This is a genomic window from Cyclobacteriaceae bacterium (genome assembly GCA_030584025.1).
Classification (GTDB): Bacteria; Bacteroidota; Bacteroidia; order Cytophagales; family Cyclobacteriaceae; genus UBA2336.
In genome coordinates this window covers 2,125,367-2,141,914 of record CP129487.1, presented here as the reverse complement: position 1 = coordinate 2,141,914, position 16,548 = coordinate 2,125,367, and the positions used below count along the sequence as shown (strand labels likewise).

The following is a 16,548-nucleotide window of genomic DNA, read 5'->3' as shown; positions in this document are numbered from 1 at the left end:
TTAACTGAATTAAATATTTACCAGGTTATAACCACCTCATCCGTGGTTTGTGGAATTGAAATATACGGCAATTCCCGGACTATCGGTCCTTCAGGTTGGGTGCCTACCGGATCGTAGTTGGCCATGGGTTGAAGGAAGCGGTAATTTTTATGTTGCAGCGCCTGGGCAGACTGATTTACCTGCACATTTTTCAGATCATGAAATCCATGAAAGTAGACTTCAATGGTTTTGTAAGATGATAGAAATGTTCCCTCACTTTTTCCGAACGTAAACCGGTGTGGTTGGTATACCAGCTTTCTTTTGGTGTAGTTACCTTGCTGATAGCTGAACGTTTCACCGTCATCTTCATACATAACAAAGCTGTTTTCTTTCTCTCCGTAATAGATGTGTATTTCCAATGTATCTCCCGAATCGTTAACGGTGTTGCCTGCCTTTGCACGCATGGGAATGATAGATGATTCTTTTACATAGACAGGAAGTTTATCCAATGGACAATCGGCCACAATAATTGATGAGCCAATTTGCTTTTGATCGGTATAGAAATCATACCAATTGCCTTTCGGAAGATAAACTTTTACGAGGTCTTTCGAACTTTCAACCGGGGCAACCAGTAAGGCTGGTCCGAATAAATACTGATTATGAAAACGATGATCGTAAATGTTGTGATCGAAGGAATAATCAATAGCCAATGAACGACACACCGGCATACCGGTTTGGGAAGCATCGTAAAACAATGAATACAAATACGGAAGAAGACGGTAACGAAGTTTGATGTAGTTGCGCGAAATTTCTTCTACGCGTTCGCCAAACGTCCACGGTTCCGAATCGCGGGTGTTGATCATGGTATGGCCACGAAAGAAAGGGGAGAAGGCGCCAATGGAAATCCAACGTGCAAAAAGTTTTTCATCCGTATTTCCTACAAATCCACCAACATCATATCCCGCAAAGGCTATACCCGTTAAGCCCATGCTGTTTACCAAACGCACGCCTAACAGCATATGTTCATCGTAAGCCACATTATCGCCAGTCCATACAGCGGAGTAGCGCTGAATGCCTGAGAATGCAGAGCGCGTTAAGTTGAATGGGCGTTTACCTTTAAGTAATTCTTTCGTGCCTTCATAGGTACTTCGCGCCATCTGAAAACCATAAATATTTCTGCCTCTGCGCATGGTGGATTTGTGGCCTTCAAAATCCAGCTCAATAGTTTCCGGCAGGCTATGCCCCCAGGTGGCAATTTCATTCATATCATTCCAGAAGCCTTCCACGCCAAGTGCCACATAATCTTTAAATTGTTCCTTCCACCATGTTCGTGTTTTCGGATTGGTGAAGTCTGGGAAATGGCACCAGCCGGGCCATACCATGCCAGTGTAGTTTTCGCCATCGGGATATTTAATGAATACATCTTTTGCTTTACCGTCTTCGTAGGTATGGTATCCGTCTTCCACTTTAATGCCTGGGTCGCACATCACCACCACCTGAAAGCCAAGTTTTTTAAGTTTATCAATCAAGCCTTTCGGATCAGGAAAATCTTTTTTACTCCACGTAAAGATTTTATACTGCTCCATGTAATGGATGTCGAACACAATCACATCGGCAGGAATATCCTTTTCGCGAAACGTGTTGGCAACACTGAGCGCTTCCTTGTCGGGATAGTAACTGTACCGGCATTGCTGGTAGCCGATACTCCACAGTGGGGGTAATTCCATTCTTCCGGTAAGGTGCGTGTAGTGCTTTATAATTTGCCCGACTGATTGATCGTGCATGAAGTAGTAATTCATTTCACCGGTATCGGCACCAAAGCTGGCAAAGCGGTTGTTCGATGCGCCAAAGTTGAAATAGGTTTTATGAGTGTTGTCGAGAAAGATTCCGTATGCTAGTTGATTGTGAAGCCCGATGTAAAAAGGCGTGGAGCAGTACAACGGATCTGCTCCGGTATGATAGCCGTAAGCATCGGTATTCCAATTGGTGTAGCCCTGGCCTTTACGATCAAGCGGCCCGGTTTTTTCGCCAAGTCCGATGAACCGTTCACCTTCCTGCAGTTTTTTGTGCACGGTAACCTGTTCACCATTCCAGGTGGTGCCGAGTGTTTCATCTTCATTAATAACAAGGTTATTGTTATTGAGAAAAGTTATACGAACCGGATTTTTGGAAACACGCACCTGCACGAATGATGAGCGAAGCAGAATAGCATCCTGATCTTCATGAACATCAACGTGTAGTTTTTCAGGTTCAGCAATTACACTATAGGAAAACGATTCAATGAAGGATTCATGGGTAAAGGTGATGCGCACAATGTGTTCAGTATAGAAGATAACCTGGAAACGCGCAGTTGAGGTTTCACCGGTAATTCCATTTGCGTTCTTCTGCCAGGATTTAAGCGTGCCGGTATGGTGGCTTAAGGCTGATTTGAATTTGGTCATGCGTTAATTGGTGGTAAAATTCAGCTTGAAAGTAACACCTAATTTTTTGATTGCCGCAAAACGATCAGCAACATGTTTAAGCGCAGATCACGCATTCAAGCGCTCATCATAAATGGGGTAAACAATAGGTATCAACACCTGACATTTGTCATTGTAGTTGTTAAAAAAATTGGAAACGTTTGCGGGTACGATTCCGGTAAAAAAAGAAGGATTTTTCTGATTTTCGGGTAACGTTTATACCTAAATTCAACGCGATAATTTCTATTCTACAAAAACCTAAAACTTAACATTAAATTCTATGACAAAATTTTACCTGATAAAGGGGTATTTAGTGGTTCTCCTCCTTTTCAGCTCAATGGCTGTCTGGGCACAGAGCAGAACCATTACAGGAAAGGTGACTTCCTCGGATGACGGAACAGGTCTTCCAGGGGTGAACATCCTGGAGAAGGGCACCAGTAATGGTGCAGTAACTGACGCAAACGGAAGTTATGCCATACAGGTTTCCGGTTCCAACGCTGTATTGGTGTTTTCATTTGTGGGGTATGCAACCAGTGAAGTAACGGTTGGTTCGCAAACTACGATTGATGTTGCTTTACAAACCGATGTGACTGCACTATCGGAGATCGTGGTGATTGGATATGGTCAGGTTGAGCGCAAAGATTTAACCGGATCTGTTGTATCAATTTCAGACAAGTCTTTTAACAAAGGTGTAATGGCCTCTCCGCAAGATCTTTTGGTAGGAAAAATTGCCGGAGTTCAGGTTACTCAAGGAAGCGGTGCTCCCGGAAGTGGTGCTCAAATTAGAATTCGCGGAGGTTCCTCTGTTAATGCTAACAACGATCCGCTGGTGGTTGTGGATGGTTTTCCTCTTGATAACAATGGGCCAGCTGGTATGTCAAATTCTTTGGCTACTATAAATCCAAATGACATTGAATCCATGACCGTACTAAAAGATGCATCTGCTACGGCTATTTATGGTTCACGTGCATCAAATGGAGTAATTATTATTACAACAAAAAAGGGTACTTCCGGAAAGCCTAGGGTATCCTACAATGGTCAATATTCATTGAGTCAAAATATTGGGCAGGTTGACGTATTATCTGGTGATGAGTTCAGGGAATTGATCACCGGTTTAGAAGGGTCATTTGGTATAAACGCTGCTGCAGTGGCTAAACTGGGAACTGAAAACACAAACTGGCAGGATGAAATTTACAGGGATGCTATTTCTCACGATCATAACTTAAGTGTTTACGGGACTACTAAGGATGTTCCCTATAGAGTTTCATACGGTTACACAGATCAGCAGGGGGTATTGAAAACAACCTCAATGCAACGCCATTCAATAAACATAAATGTTTCACCTTCATTTTTAGATGATAATCTTAAGGTAAACGCCAGTGTAAAAGGCATGCATAGCAAGCATAACTTTGGTGATCAGGGAGCTGTTGGTGCTGCTGTATCATTTGACCCTACTCAACCCGTAAGGAATGGCAATACAAGATATGGAGGCTACTTTACCTGGGTTGCTGACCAAAGCAATCCTAATTCTGCTCCCAATGCAATTGCACCACGGAATCCAGTGGCTATGCTTGAGTTAACAGATAACAGATCAAATGTTACTCGATTTATTGGAAATATTGAATTGGACTACCGATTTAATTTTATGCCTGAGTTAAGAGCCCACGTAAATGCTGGACTAGACTTTTCTAAAAGCGATGGGTTTAATAACGTTTCAGCGCTGGCCCCCTGGACAAGTGAGTTAGGAAGCTTAACTGATTATACGGGCGAAACTCAGTCGCGCCTTTTTGATCTCTATTTCAACTACGTAAAGGAAGTAAATAAGCACAAAGTTGATTTAACTGCTGGGTACTCATATCAAAGTTTTGAACGAGATGGATCCAACTTTAGTAGGTCTGCTGATGGATCAATTTTCTACGATTATGAGACTGATGGAGATGGAAACGAAATTCCTCGTGTATTCATCCCAAATCCAAATTACTTGATTTCATTCTTTGGTAGAGCGAATTATACATTTAATAGCAAGTATCTTTTAACGGCAACTTTACGAACTGATGGGTCGTCAAGATTTTCAGAAGAGAATCGATGGGGGTTGTTTCCTGCGCTTGCATTAGCATGGAGAATAAATGAAGAAGCATTTTTGTCAGATGTTGAATTTCTTTCTGACTTGAAGTTGAGAGCAGGATATGGAGTTACAGGACAGCAGGATGTGGGAGGAGCCTATCCATATTTACCAGTATATGTATCAAGTACAGAAACGGCTCAATATCAATTCGGCAATGAGTTTTACACCACATTCAGACCTTCTGCATATGATGAATTCTTTAAGTGGGAGGAAACCGTTACTTATAATTTGGGATTAGATTTTGGACTCTTCGATGACCGCATAACTGGCTCACTTGAATTTTATCAACGTGAATCAAAAGACCTTATTAACACCATTCCGATCCCTGCTGGTAGTAACTTCAATAATTTCTTGACTACCAATGTTGGTAATCTTGAAAATAAAGGTTTTGAACTTACCCTTAACGGTACTGCAATCAAAACCGATAAAATGGGCTGGGATCTCGGTTTTAACCTATCACATAATGTCAATGAGATCACTAAACTTACGGCAACTGATGATCCAAACTATCAGGGAATTAGTGTTGGCGGAATTGCTGGTGGCGTAGGAAATACTATCCAGAATAACAACATCGGATTTCCGGTTAATTCATTCTTTGTATTTCAACAGATTTATGATGTTAACGGCATGCCCATTGAAGGTTTGTATGTTGATAGAACTGGTTCAGGTGGAAATGTAGCAAGCAATCAATTAAATAAGTACCATTATAAGAACCCTGCTCCGCGTGTCCTAATGGGCTTGACTTCGACTTTAACTTATGGAGATTTTGATTTCTTCTTTGCTGGACGTTTAAGCATGGGGAACTATGTTTATAATAATGGTGCGGCAAACACTTTTTATGCAGCTTCATTCAACAATAATACTGCCTCGTTTAATAATTTACGGAGATTGATCAGTGATACTGAGTTTGAAGGCGTTTCTGGGGCTCAATATTGGTCAGATTTTTACGTGGAAAATGCTTCATTTTTCAAAATGGATAACATGAGTCTGGGTTATACAACTGATAAACTGCTTAATCAGAAATTGCGCGCGCGTTTCAGTTTTACTGTGCAGAATGCATTTATGATAACTGACTACAAGGGAATCGATCCGGAGGTTGCTGGTGGTATTGATAATAACTTGTATCCACGACCAAGAACATTTTTACTGGGTATTAATTTGACTTACTAATTCTTGAACGATTTGTATTATGAAAGCAAATAAATTTTTATTAACATATGTTATCACAACCTCATTGCTGATGACGGCTTGTTTAAGCGACTTGGACCCCAAGCCACTCGGGCCAAGAGTGACGACATCAGAAAACGTTTATAAGACCACAGATGATTTTAAAAGTGGTTTAGCCAAGCTCTATGCATCTTTTGCAGTCAGTGGCCAACAAGGGCCCGCAGGCGATAGCGATATCGCAGGAATTGATGAGGGTTTTGGAACATACCTTAGGGCATATTGGAACTGCCAGGAGTTAACAACGGATGAAGCCGTTATCTCATGGAATGACCAAACGATTAAGGATTTTCATTGGCATACATGGACACCTAATGATGTGTTTATTTCCGCTATGTATTCACGTATAATGTATACCGTAGCGATATGTAATGAATTTATTCGTGCTTCCTCTGGAAACGAGGATGCTGATGTTCAAACTTTTAATGCAGAAGCAAGGTTTTTGAGAGCATTGGCATACTTCCATGCATTAGATATGTTTGGTAACCCACCTTTCGTAACGGAAGCCGATAAGCCGGGCTCGTATTTTCCTGCTCAAATTGAGCGAGCTGATTTGTTTGATTACATCGAATCGGAGTTGATCGCTATTGAAGAGGAGATGGGGAATCCTAAATTTGAATATGCCAGAGCTGATAAGGCAGCATTATGGATGCTTCAGGCGAAGTTGTACTTGAATGCCGAAGTTTACGTTAACCAGACAAAATATACAGAAGCAATAACAGCTTTGAATAAGATTTTTGCTTCCGGTGCATATTCCCTTTCCTCCAATGCTGATCCGGACTTGGCATACCGGCATAATTTCGTGGCCGATAATCATACAAGCCCTGAAATTATCTTTCCTTTTACCTATGATGGCCAACGCACCCAAACGTTTGGTGGAATGGTTTATTTAATTCACGGTCCTATTAGTGCAGATATGGATCCATTGGGACGCTTTGGTGTACAAAATCCCTGGAGTGGTATCCGCACCACTTCTGCCATAGTTGATTTGTTTGATGATATTAGTGGAGATACCGACCACCGGGCCTTGTTCTTTACCAGTGGACACTCTAAGGAAATTAACGATATAGGAGTTTTTACAGATGGTTATTCCACAACAAAATTCAGAAATAGAAAACTTGATGGTACTCTTCCTGCAAATCCGCACCCGGATTTTGTGGATACGGATTACCCGATGTTCCGTTTGGCAGATGCTTACCTGATGTATGCAGAAGCAGTTTTGCGAGGTGGAAGTGGTGGTTCACTTGCGCAAGCCCTGGATTATATAAATGAAATACGCGAGCGTGCTTATGGTGACACCTCTGGAAATATAGATGGCAGCGAATTAACGCTTGAGTTTATATTAGACGAACGTGCTCGCGAATTGTACTGGGAGGGTCATAGGAGAACAGATTTGATCCGTTACGGATTGTTTACCGGTGGCGATTACCTGTGGCCTTGGAAGGGAAATGTAAAAGAAGGAACTGCCACTGACGCCTTTAGAGATTTATTTCCTATTCCTTCTGCTGATTTGGTAGCAAATCCAACTCTTGAACAAAATACAGGCTATTAATTGTGAACAAGTATTAGAAAAATTATGAAAAATATTTTGAATATAAATTGGAAAGGGATAACAGCACTGATGCTGATTCTTTCTGCCTGTGTGGAGGATACTGAAAAGCCTATATTGCCAGATCCCACATCATTTGTTGCTCCGGTATTTGTAAGTCCTGCAACTTCTACATCCGTAGAACTATTGCCCGAAAATGAAAGTTCTGTATATGAAACCTTCAAGTGGGAAATTGCTGATTACGGTGTAAAGGTTTCAGTGAAGTATGAGTTGGAGGTTTCCACTGACGATGCCTTTACTTCTCCTGTTTCATTGATTGTGGTGGAAGGCGACAGAGGTTTAGCTGTACGTGAAGTTCCCGTATCAGTAAAATTGATGAATGATAAAATGCTCGCATTAGGATTGCCGGGATTTCAAGAAGCTACAGTTTTTATTCGAGTAAAGTCGACCATCAATGGTGTTGAGAGTACACCCCTTGTTTCTGGTGTAGTTGAACGTACAGCAAAGACCTACCAAACCAGTGACTGCGGAAATTATTGTACAGTTGGTTTAATTGGTGGTGCAACAACTGGAAGCAACGATACCGGCTGGAATAATGACATTGATATGCACTTGATGGATGCAACAGGGGTTGATAAAAGCACATGGACAACCACAGTTTATCTATATGGTGGATTAAATGTGAAGTTTAGAGCACAGGACTCATGGGATGTGAATTGGGGAGCGAGTGCTTTTCCAACTGGGACCGGCACTCAAGGTGGGCCTGACATTCCGATTTCTACCTCCGGATACTACAAGATAATTTTTAACGATCAGACTGGCGAATACAGTTTTACTGCTGCAGGGTCTACCGTTTTCACTACAATCGGAGTAATTGGATCCGCAACAACAGGAAGTGATGATACAGGATGGTCAACCGACATTGATCTTGCGCAAGATCCAAATGATCCGCATATTTGGACTGGCACCATAACGCTTTTCGAAGGGGCAGCAAAGTTCCGTGCAGAAAATGATTGGGCAAACAATTGGGGTTCGGATACTTATCCTTCAGGTTACGGTGTTGGTAATGGTCCAAACATTCCGGTTTCTGTGGGTGGCACATATTTCATTTGGTTTAATGATGCCACAGGAGAGTATTTCTTTGGACCAACAGCAAATGCGAATCCTTACGCTTCTGTGGGATTAATTGGTTTTACCCTAACGGGCAATGATGATGGTTGGAATTCAGATGTTGATTTAATACAAAACCCTTCAAATCCTTATAAGTGGTCAAAGATCTATAATTTATTTGAAGGGTCTGGCAAATTCAGAGCTAACAATGATTGGGGGGTAAACTGGGGTGCGTCAGGATTTCCTTCAGCTATTGGTGTTCAAAATGGAGCTGACATTCCAGTTCTTGAAGGCTCATATTTTGTTACATTCAATACTTTAACAGGAGAGTATAAATTTTTGAAATAGTATTTTATCGGATATTTTAACATAGACCAAGACTGTAAAGTCTTGGTCTTACTTTTATCACTTATGCGAAGGTTCTGCTTATTACTTACATTACTTATTCCTGCTTTCTTAAGCGCACAGGATAAAGTCAGTATCAATCCAACTATCTCACCTGCTTCATTTCAACCAGACGATGAAATCACCGTAACCTATGATGTTACTGGAACCACCCTTGCATCATTAAGCAACGCCTGGGCATGGGTTTGGATACCCGGTAAAAATATTGATGCCAGGTATAATGTTAATCCTGCAAACGCTACAGCTGATCCAGCTAAGTTCACCAAGGTTATTGAGTCCGGAAAAACGCTTTTTCGCCTTACATTTAAGCCGCAGGATTTTTTCGTTCAGCCAATTTGCCTGGAGACTCAGTTAGGTATATTGATAAAAGCCAACGATTGGAGTGGTGGCCAATCAACGGATTATGTTGCAACGATGACTCCATTGACAACTTGCTTCCTTGTCGAATTGCTTTCTCCTTCTGTTAACCCGGTGTTTATAGATCCGGGAGAGGATCTATTAGTTGAGGCTGAATCCTCCGAGGTTGCAACCTTCATTTTATATGTGGATGGTGTGCCTGTTGATGAACAAATGTCCATAACGGATTATTCATTTTCTTACTCCATTCCTCAGTCCTCAGGATTATATGCTGCTAGTTTAGTAGTTGAAAATGCAGAAAATGATACGACCATAACATTTAAGTATATGGTTAGTTCTCCTTCTGTAGAGTCACCTCGTCCCACAGGGATCATCCCCGGTATTAACTACCACGATGATGCTACCAAAGTAACGCTTTGCCTGTGGGCACCAGGAAAAAATTCTGTTTATGCACGTGGCGATTTCAGCGATTGGGATGTGCTACCTGAAAATCAAATGAAACGCGATGGTGAATACTTCTGGTTGGAATTATCAGGATTAACAGCTGGTGAGGAGTACGCCTTTCAGTATCTGGTAGATGAAAGCGTCTGGGTGGCCGATCCGTATGCCGATAAAATTCTTGATCCGGATGACCAGTATATTCCGGAAACAACATACCCGAATCTTAAGCCTTATCCACAAAAGGCCTTACTGGATCAATGGTATTTCAACCGGTTGTCTGTTTTTCAAACTAACCAAACTCCGTACGAATGGCAAGCCACCGATTATGTGCGGCCACCAAAAGAAAAATTAGTTGTATACGAATTGCTGATACGCGATTTCTTTGGATCGGAGAATCGGAACTATCAGAATCTTATTGACACATTATCATACCTTAAGCGTTTGGGCGTAAATGCCATTGAGTTGATGCCCATCATGGAGTTTAACGGCAACGACAGTTGGGGGTATAACCCAACGTTTATGTTCGCGGTAGACAAATATTATGGCACCAAGAATAAATTAAAAGAATTTATCGATGTCTGCCATCAAAACAACATGGCTGTTATCCTGGATATTGCCATGAACCACCAGGATATTCCGAATTCCTACGCGATGATGGATTTCAATTTCTCAACATTCCGACCTACTGCGGATAATAAATGGTTTAATGTTACAGCTCGACATCCATTTAATGTTTTCTTTGATATGAACCACGAAAGCAGTTACACCAAGACTTACCTGGATACGGTAAATTATTATTGGTTGAATGAGTTTAAAATTGACGGATATCGATTTGATTTATCGAAGGGCATGAGTAATGTGAATTACTGCACGACACCTGATTGCAATACCCCAGCTGAGGTATCGGCCTGGTCTGGATACGATGCAAGCCGGGTGGCCCTTCTTAAACGAATGGCTGATAGAATTTGGGAAAGCTTTCCCGAGGCTTATGTGATTCTTGAGCATTTTGCCGCCAACAACGAAGAACGTGAATTGGCTGAATACCGCGCGGGCGAAGGTAAAGGGATGCTGTTCTGGGGCAATCTTACTCATGCCTATAATGAGAATACGATGGGCTATTTCCCTCAATCGGATATTAGCTGGGTGTATCATGGTACACGTGGGTGGTCTGTACCGCATGTTGTGGGTTACATGGAAAGTCATGATGAAGAACGCCTGATGTATAAGAATTTGCAGTTTGGTAACAGTTCAGGTAGTTACTCTGTTAAAAATTTGCCAACAGCGTTAGATCGCGTAAAAGCTGCCTCAACGTTGTTTTATACCATACCGGGCCCTAAAATGCTTTGGCAGTTTGGTGAGTTGGGATACGATGTGTCCATTGATGAGGGGGGTAGGGTTTCACCCAAGCCAGTGAAATGGGAATACCGAAGTGATTACTCACGCTATAGGTTGTACCAGCATACTGCCGATTTGATCCGTTTGAGAAACACCTATGATATTTTTACTGAAGGTGATGCTACATTGGTGGCCGGAACAAATCCTGTTAAACAGTTAACGCTAAAGAATAGTCCGTATACAACAACACCAACAGTTCCGGAAGATATGAACGTTCAGGTGGTGGTGAATTTTGACCTCACCATTCGTACGGCAAGTGTTGCTTTTCCGCACACCGGTACCTGGTACGATTATTATGCATTTGGCGAGCCGGTTAACGTGACCGCTACGCCATTCAATATCTCACTAAAACCAGGTGAGTATAAAATTTTTACTGATGTGGAGATCACCAATCCTTTAATTACATCGACTGAGAATCCGTTGGCGGAAGTGCAGGTTTCAGTTTATCCTAATCCGGCAAGTGATGTGTTGATGGTAAATTCAGATAAACCAGTTCGAAGTTTAAAATTGGTTACAGCGAATGGTGTGACGCTTTTCCCTGAACGTATAGATTCAACTACCTGGGATTTGCGTGATGTGAAGGATGGGTTTTACATTGTGGTAGTTGAGCACTATGGTCTCACACAGCGATTGAAGCTTATTAAGCAGTAATTATTTGATCATGCCTGTCATCCTGTCCACAGGACTCCTTTGGAGAGTGGGTCGAAGGGTGGCAGCGTTGGTCATTATTCCTCTTTAAATACCTCCATTGCATCAAGCGCCTGAAAGTTAAAATCGAATAAGGCCATGTTTTCCCAGGGTGAGCCATCGGTAGCTTCTTCACCTTTATAGGCTACCCACTCCGGTGCCCAATAAGCAAGCCCGAGTCCACGGGGGGTGTCGTGCATGATTTTACGCAGTTGCATCATAAAGTCGTGTTGACCTTTCTCTGTTGCTGGATAGCCATTTATGAGATGTTCAGTTAATCCTACCAGGTTATTTGTCCAATCGTTCCATTGTAGCGTAAACGGATAGCCAGTTTCGGCCAGAATAATGTCTTTATCAAAATTGTTAGCCAATCCTGTTAGTGAATTCCTAACAACATCTAAGGATTTCTCATGCCAACGGGGATAGTACGAGAGCGCAATAATGTCGTAGTCTACCGCATGGGTTTTTAGTTCATTATAAAACCAGTCGGCACCTGTAATGCCGGCATAGTGCATCATGATTTTGGTAGATGCAGAAGCATCTCGAACCGCTTTTGAGCCTTCTTTCAGTAATTGAATAAAATTATCCCGGTTATCAATTTGTCCATCTGGCCATAGTAATCCGCCATTGATTTCATTTCCGATTTGGATGTACTCAGGATTCAGAAGCGTAACAATTTTTTTTGTGTAATTGTAAACACTGTCTTTAAGATCAGTCAAAGATAAATCCTTCCAGGCTTCGGGTTTGGTTTGTGTACCAGGGTCTGCCCAGGTATCGGAGTAATGTACGGTTAACCAAATATCAAAACCAAAATTCCTTAGTTCTTCAGTAAACGCTTCAACCTCATCCAATCCTGAATGAGTTGTTTCTGGCGAATGCCACAACCTAAGCCGTATGGTGTTGCAACCGGCTTCTTTTAAAATGGTGAGCACGTCCTTGACTTCACCCGATGCATTCTTAAACTGCGTTCCGGCATTTCTGATTGCGGGCAAAAATGAGATGTCAGCAGCACGAACTTCAATAGCGGTCGACTCAGGTTCATTGGGTTTATTCGAATTTTCATCGCAGCCCTGAAGAACAGAAAATAAACTCAGGAATAACCACTTAACATATTTCATTTTAATTTCTTCTCTTATTACCGTTGATTGAGTAAAATTAACATCTTAAAGTTAATTCTGATTATACATGAAAGCATTTCCAAAACTTAGCTTGTTGGTTCTATTGCTGTTGTTCAGCCTGGTTGTGTTAGCTCAACGCAACACCGATGTTTATGTGGACAAGAATGGTGTAATGCGTTGGGGAGCTAGTAATGAGGAGGTTAAGGGTTTTGGTGTGAACTATACAACTCCGTTCGCACATGCTTATCGCACAGCAAAGAGGTTGGGTATTGATGTTGAAAAGGCTATCGATCAGGATGTGTATCATTTTGCCCGTCTGGGTTTTGATTTATACCGTGTGCATGTGTGGGATACTGAAATCAGTGATACGCTTGGAAATTTATTGGAGAATGAAAATCTGCGGTTGTTCGACTACATGGTGAAAAAAATGAAAGAACGGGGAATGAAGTTTGTGATTACCCCGATAGCCTTTTGGGGTAACGGTTGGCCCGAACCGGATGAACCAACCCCCGGGTTTTCAAGAAAGTATGGTAAGGATGCGTGCCTGACCAATCCCGAGGCAATTAAAGCACAGGAAAATTACCTGGCCCAGTTTATCAATCATGTTAACCCATATACGGGTATGGCCTACAAGCATGATCCCGATATTATTGCTTTTGAAATTTCCAACGAACCACATCATCGCGAAACAGAAGCAAACGTTACCGCCTTTATTTCCCGAATGGTGAAATCCATGCGAAGTACCGGATGTAAAAAGCCAATCTTGTATAATATCTCCCACAGCATCCATTTGGTTGATGCTTATTTTAAATCTGGTATTCAAGGTGGCACATTTCAATGGTACCCTACCGGGCTGGGGGCGAGGCACGAGTTGGGTGGAAATTTATTGCCGAATGTTGATCGTTATAGCATTCCATTTACCAATCATCCTAAGTTTAAAAGTTCCGTTAAGCTTGTGTATGAATTTGATGCTGCCGATGTAGGTCGTTCATATATCTACCCGGCCATGGCAAGGTCATTTCGTGAGGCCGGTATGCAAGTGGCTACGCATTTTGCGTATGATCCAACCTACATGGCGTATGCCAACACGGAGTATGGTACGCATTATATGAACCTGGCTTACACACCGCAGAAGGCCATCAGTCTTATGTTGGCATCGGAGGTTTTTCATAGAATTCCTATGTACAAAAGCTTTGGTCGGTACCCTGATAACACTTCGTTTGATGCCTTTCGGGTAAGCTATGAAGAGGATCTAGCTGAAATGGTAACGGATAAACAGTTCATCTACACCAACTCAACGGATACTAAAGTGCCAGCTGCGGAGAAACTAGAGCAGGTTGTGGGCAGCGGTAACTCTGCTCTTATAAAATATGAAGGAACAGGAGCTTACTTTTTAGATAAACTTGAAGATGGCGTATGGCGATTGGAAATAATGCCAGATGCGGTATGGATTAAAGATCCCTTTATTCGAACAAGTTTGAAGCAGACGATCGCTGTAATTAAATGGCGGGAGTGGCCAATGAATTTGAATTTGCCTGATCTGGGCAAGGAGTTTGAGGTGCGTGGATTGAACGAGGGAAATTCACTAACAGGAAAAGCCGCAGCGGGTAATATCAAAGTAAAACCTGGAACCTATTTATTGGTCCGAAAAGGTATTGTTACTGAAAAAAAATCAACCGATCGATGGAAAAATATTTTTCTTGGTGAATTTGTTGCTCCATCCGCTACCGTGAAAGATGTGCACGTTGTCCACGAACCGATACATGAAATATCAGCCGGAGAAGCCCATACCGTTACAGCAAAAATTGTAACTCCCGCTGAACCAGAAGCCGTTGACTTGCATGTGTGGGCAGGATTTCGACCTGAGGTAATCAAGATGACGCGTGCTAACGGTTATTCTTATACGGCTACAATTCCTGCAGAAAAGGTTCAGCCAGGATTTCTCCGGTATTTTATAACTGTAAAAGAGAATGGGCAGCATTTCACTTTCCCATCCGGTAACCAAACGCATCCGTTTGATTGGGATTTTCATGGAGATGAGGGGTATCGTGTAGCCGTTTTGCCAGAAAAAAGCCCCGTTTACCTTTTCAATGCAGCGACAGATTCCGATCAGTTATTGCGGCAATGGGTGAGGGGTTCGGCAGTTATACCAACCGGTCATGAGGGGCAGGCAGTGGTGGTAGTAAATATTGAGCAATTGTTTAGGGAAGACCCTGAAGACAAGTATAAAGAGCGCATTTACGATTACACCATGAAGTATTGCTTCGAAAGAAAAGTTTCAGCCCAAAAAACCTCGTTAACTTCAGCCAGGCAACTTGTATTTCGTGGCAGGTCGTTAAACGAAAAGCCGTGTCCGATTCAGGTAGCATTAGTGATGAAAGATGGAACTTCATATGGAACAGTAATTGAGCTAATGCCCGGCTCGCGTGATTATGAGGTACCTTTAACATCACTTAAGAAGGTAAAAACGGTAACGATGCCGCGACCTTACCCGACATTTTTGCCGTACTTCTTTGAGCCGACTTCCTCAACTGCCTTTTCAATGGAGAAAGCAGAGAGTCTTCAGATTTCAATTGGGCCGGGTATACCGGAAAATCAGTTAAAGAACAGGCATGGAATTGCTATAGAAAGTGTTTGGGTAAAACCCTGAACTTACTTTTTAGCTTTCTTTTGCGATGACTCCCGAATGATCAGGCGTGTTTTTAAAATCTTCGTTTCCGGTGTGATGTCCTCATCATCTTTCTCCTGCTTTTCGATCTGGCGGATAAGAAGTTTAGCGGCTTCCTGACCCATTTCGAAACCTGGTTGGTCAACCGAAGAAAGCGGTGGATCCATCAGCGAGCTAAAGAACCAGTTGCTGAAACCAACAAGGGCAACATCATCTGGCATTTTCAAACCTTTAGCTTTAATGGCCTGCATGGCGCCCATGGCAGCCGGATCGTTGGTGGCAAAGATGGCATCAGGAGGATTTTTCAAGCTTAGTAATTTTTCCGTTGCCTTTTTCCCTTCTTCAATAGTACCTGAAGGACATATGGCTACCAATTCTTTGTTGAAAGGCATGTTGTGTTCTTTCAATGCTTCTTTGTAGCCTTCCAAACGTTGCTTGCTAATCTCCAGGTTTGGCGGCCCTTCAATGTGTGCAATGCGTTTACATCCCTGATCAATCAGGTGAAGCGTAGCTTCTTTGGCTCCAGTAAAATCGTCTACAATAATTTTACTCGCCTGGCCGGTATCATATACCCGATCAAAGAATACAATCGGAACACCCTTGGCCAGCATGGATTCAATGTGATCAAAGTTTGTAGTCTCACGCGATACGGACATGAGCATGCCATCTACGCGGCTGTTGAACAGCGCTTTGATATCGGAAATCTCACGGGTTTGCGATTCGTTGGATTGGGCCAGGATAACATTATAACCGGCACTGTAGGCTACATCTTCTATGCCGCTGATAACGGTAGAGAAAAAGAAATGAACAATCTCGGGTATGATAACACCAATCGTGTTGGTTTTGCTTTGTCGGAGGCTAAGGGCTACAATGTTGGGTTGGTAATTTAATTTTTCGGCCAGTTCGTTCACGGCTTTTTTCGTATCCGGGCTAATATCCGGGTGGTCTTTCAAGGCGCGTGAAACTGTGGAAGGAGAAATGCCTAGCTCTCTCGCAATGTCTTTAATTGTTACCTGGTTGTATTTCATAAA

General features: G+C 42.3%; 8 protein-coding genes. 5 read left to right on the top strand and 3 right to left on the bottom strand.

Annotated elements, in window-relative coordinates:
- Window positions 1-17: 17 nt before the first annotated feature.
- Window positions 18-2,420, bottom strand: coding sequence for a glycoside hydrolase family 31 protein (locus QY309_09500; GenBank protein ID WKZ58103.1), 2,403 nt, complete (start codon window positions 2,418-2,420; stop codon window positions 18-20).
- A 298-nt stretch (window positions 2,421-2,718) separates the two neighbouring features.
- Between QY309_09500 and QY309_09495 the strand changes: the two genes are divergently transcribed.
- The 4 genes from QY309_09495 (at window position 2,719) to QY309_09480 (ending at window position 11,695) form a co-directional block, all read left to right on the top strand.
- Window positions 2,719-5,733, top strand: a complete 3,015-nt coding sequence (locus QY309_09495) for a TonB-dependent receptor (GenBank protein ID WKZ58102.1) — start codon at window positions 2,719-2,721, stop codon at window positions 5,731-5,733.
- 19 nt (window positions 5,734-5,752) lie between these two features.
- Window positions 5,753-7,339, top strand: coding sequence for a RagB/SusD family nutrient uptake outer membrane protein (locus QY309_09490; protein WKZ58101.1), 1,587 nt, complete (start codon window positions 5,753-5,755; stop codon window positions 7,337-7,339).
- A 24-nt stretch (window positions 7,340-7,363) separates the two neighbouring features.
- A complete protein-coding gene (locus QY309_09485; protein ID WKZ58100.1) occupies window positions 7,364-8,794 on the top strand; it encodes a SusE domain-containing protein in 1,431 nt (476 codons plus the stop codon).
- A 63-nt stretch (window positions 8,795-8,857) separates the two neighbouring features.
- Window positions 8,858-11,695: an alpha-amylase family glycosyl hydrolase gene (locus QY309_09480; protein WKZ58099.1), complete on the top strand. Its 2,838-nt coding sequence runs from the start codon at window positions 8,858-8,860 to the stop codon at window positions 11,693-11,695.
- Window positions 11,696-11,769: 74 nt separating this feature from the next.
- On the opposite strand, the gene QY309_09475 is transcribed toward QY309_09480, so the two are convergent.
- Window positions 11,770-12,849 carry a glycosyl hydrolase 53 family protein gene (locus QY309_09475; GenBank protein ID WKZ58098.1) on the bottom strand — a complete coding sequence of 360 codons (1,080 nt, stop codon included), beginning with the start codon at window positions 12,847-12,849 and terminating at the stop codon, window positions 11,770-11,772.
- A 67-nt stretch (window positions 12,850-12,916) separates the two neighbouring features.
- Between QY309_09475 and QY309_09470 the strand changes: the two genes are divergently transcribed.
- Complete coding sequence (locus QY309_09470; protein WKZ58097.1) at window positions 12,917-15,499, top strand: cellulase family glycosylhydrolase; 2,583 nt, start codon at window positions 12,917-12,919, stop codon at window positions 15,497-15,499.
- 2 nt (window positions 15,500-15,501) lie between these two features.
- Here the strand turns inward: QY309_09470 and QY309_09465 are convergent, their stop codons facing one another.
- Window positions 15,502-16,545, bottom strand: a complete 1,044-nt coding sequence (locus tag QY309_09465) for a LacI family DNA-binding transcriptional regulator (protein ID WKZ58096.1) — start codon at window positions 16,543-16,545, stop codon at window positions 15,502-15,504.
- Between the last annotated feature and the right edge of the window lie 3 nt (window positions 16,546-16,548).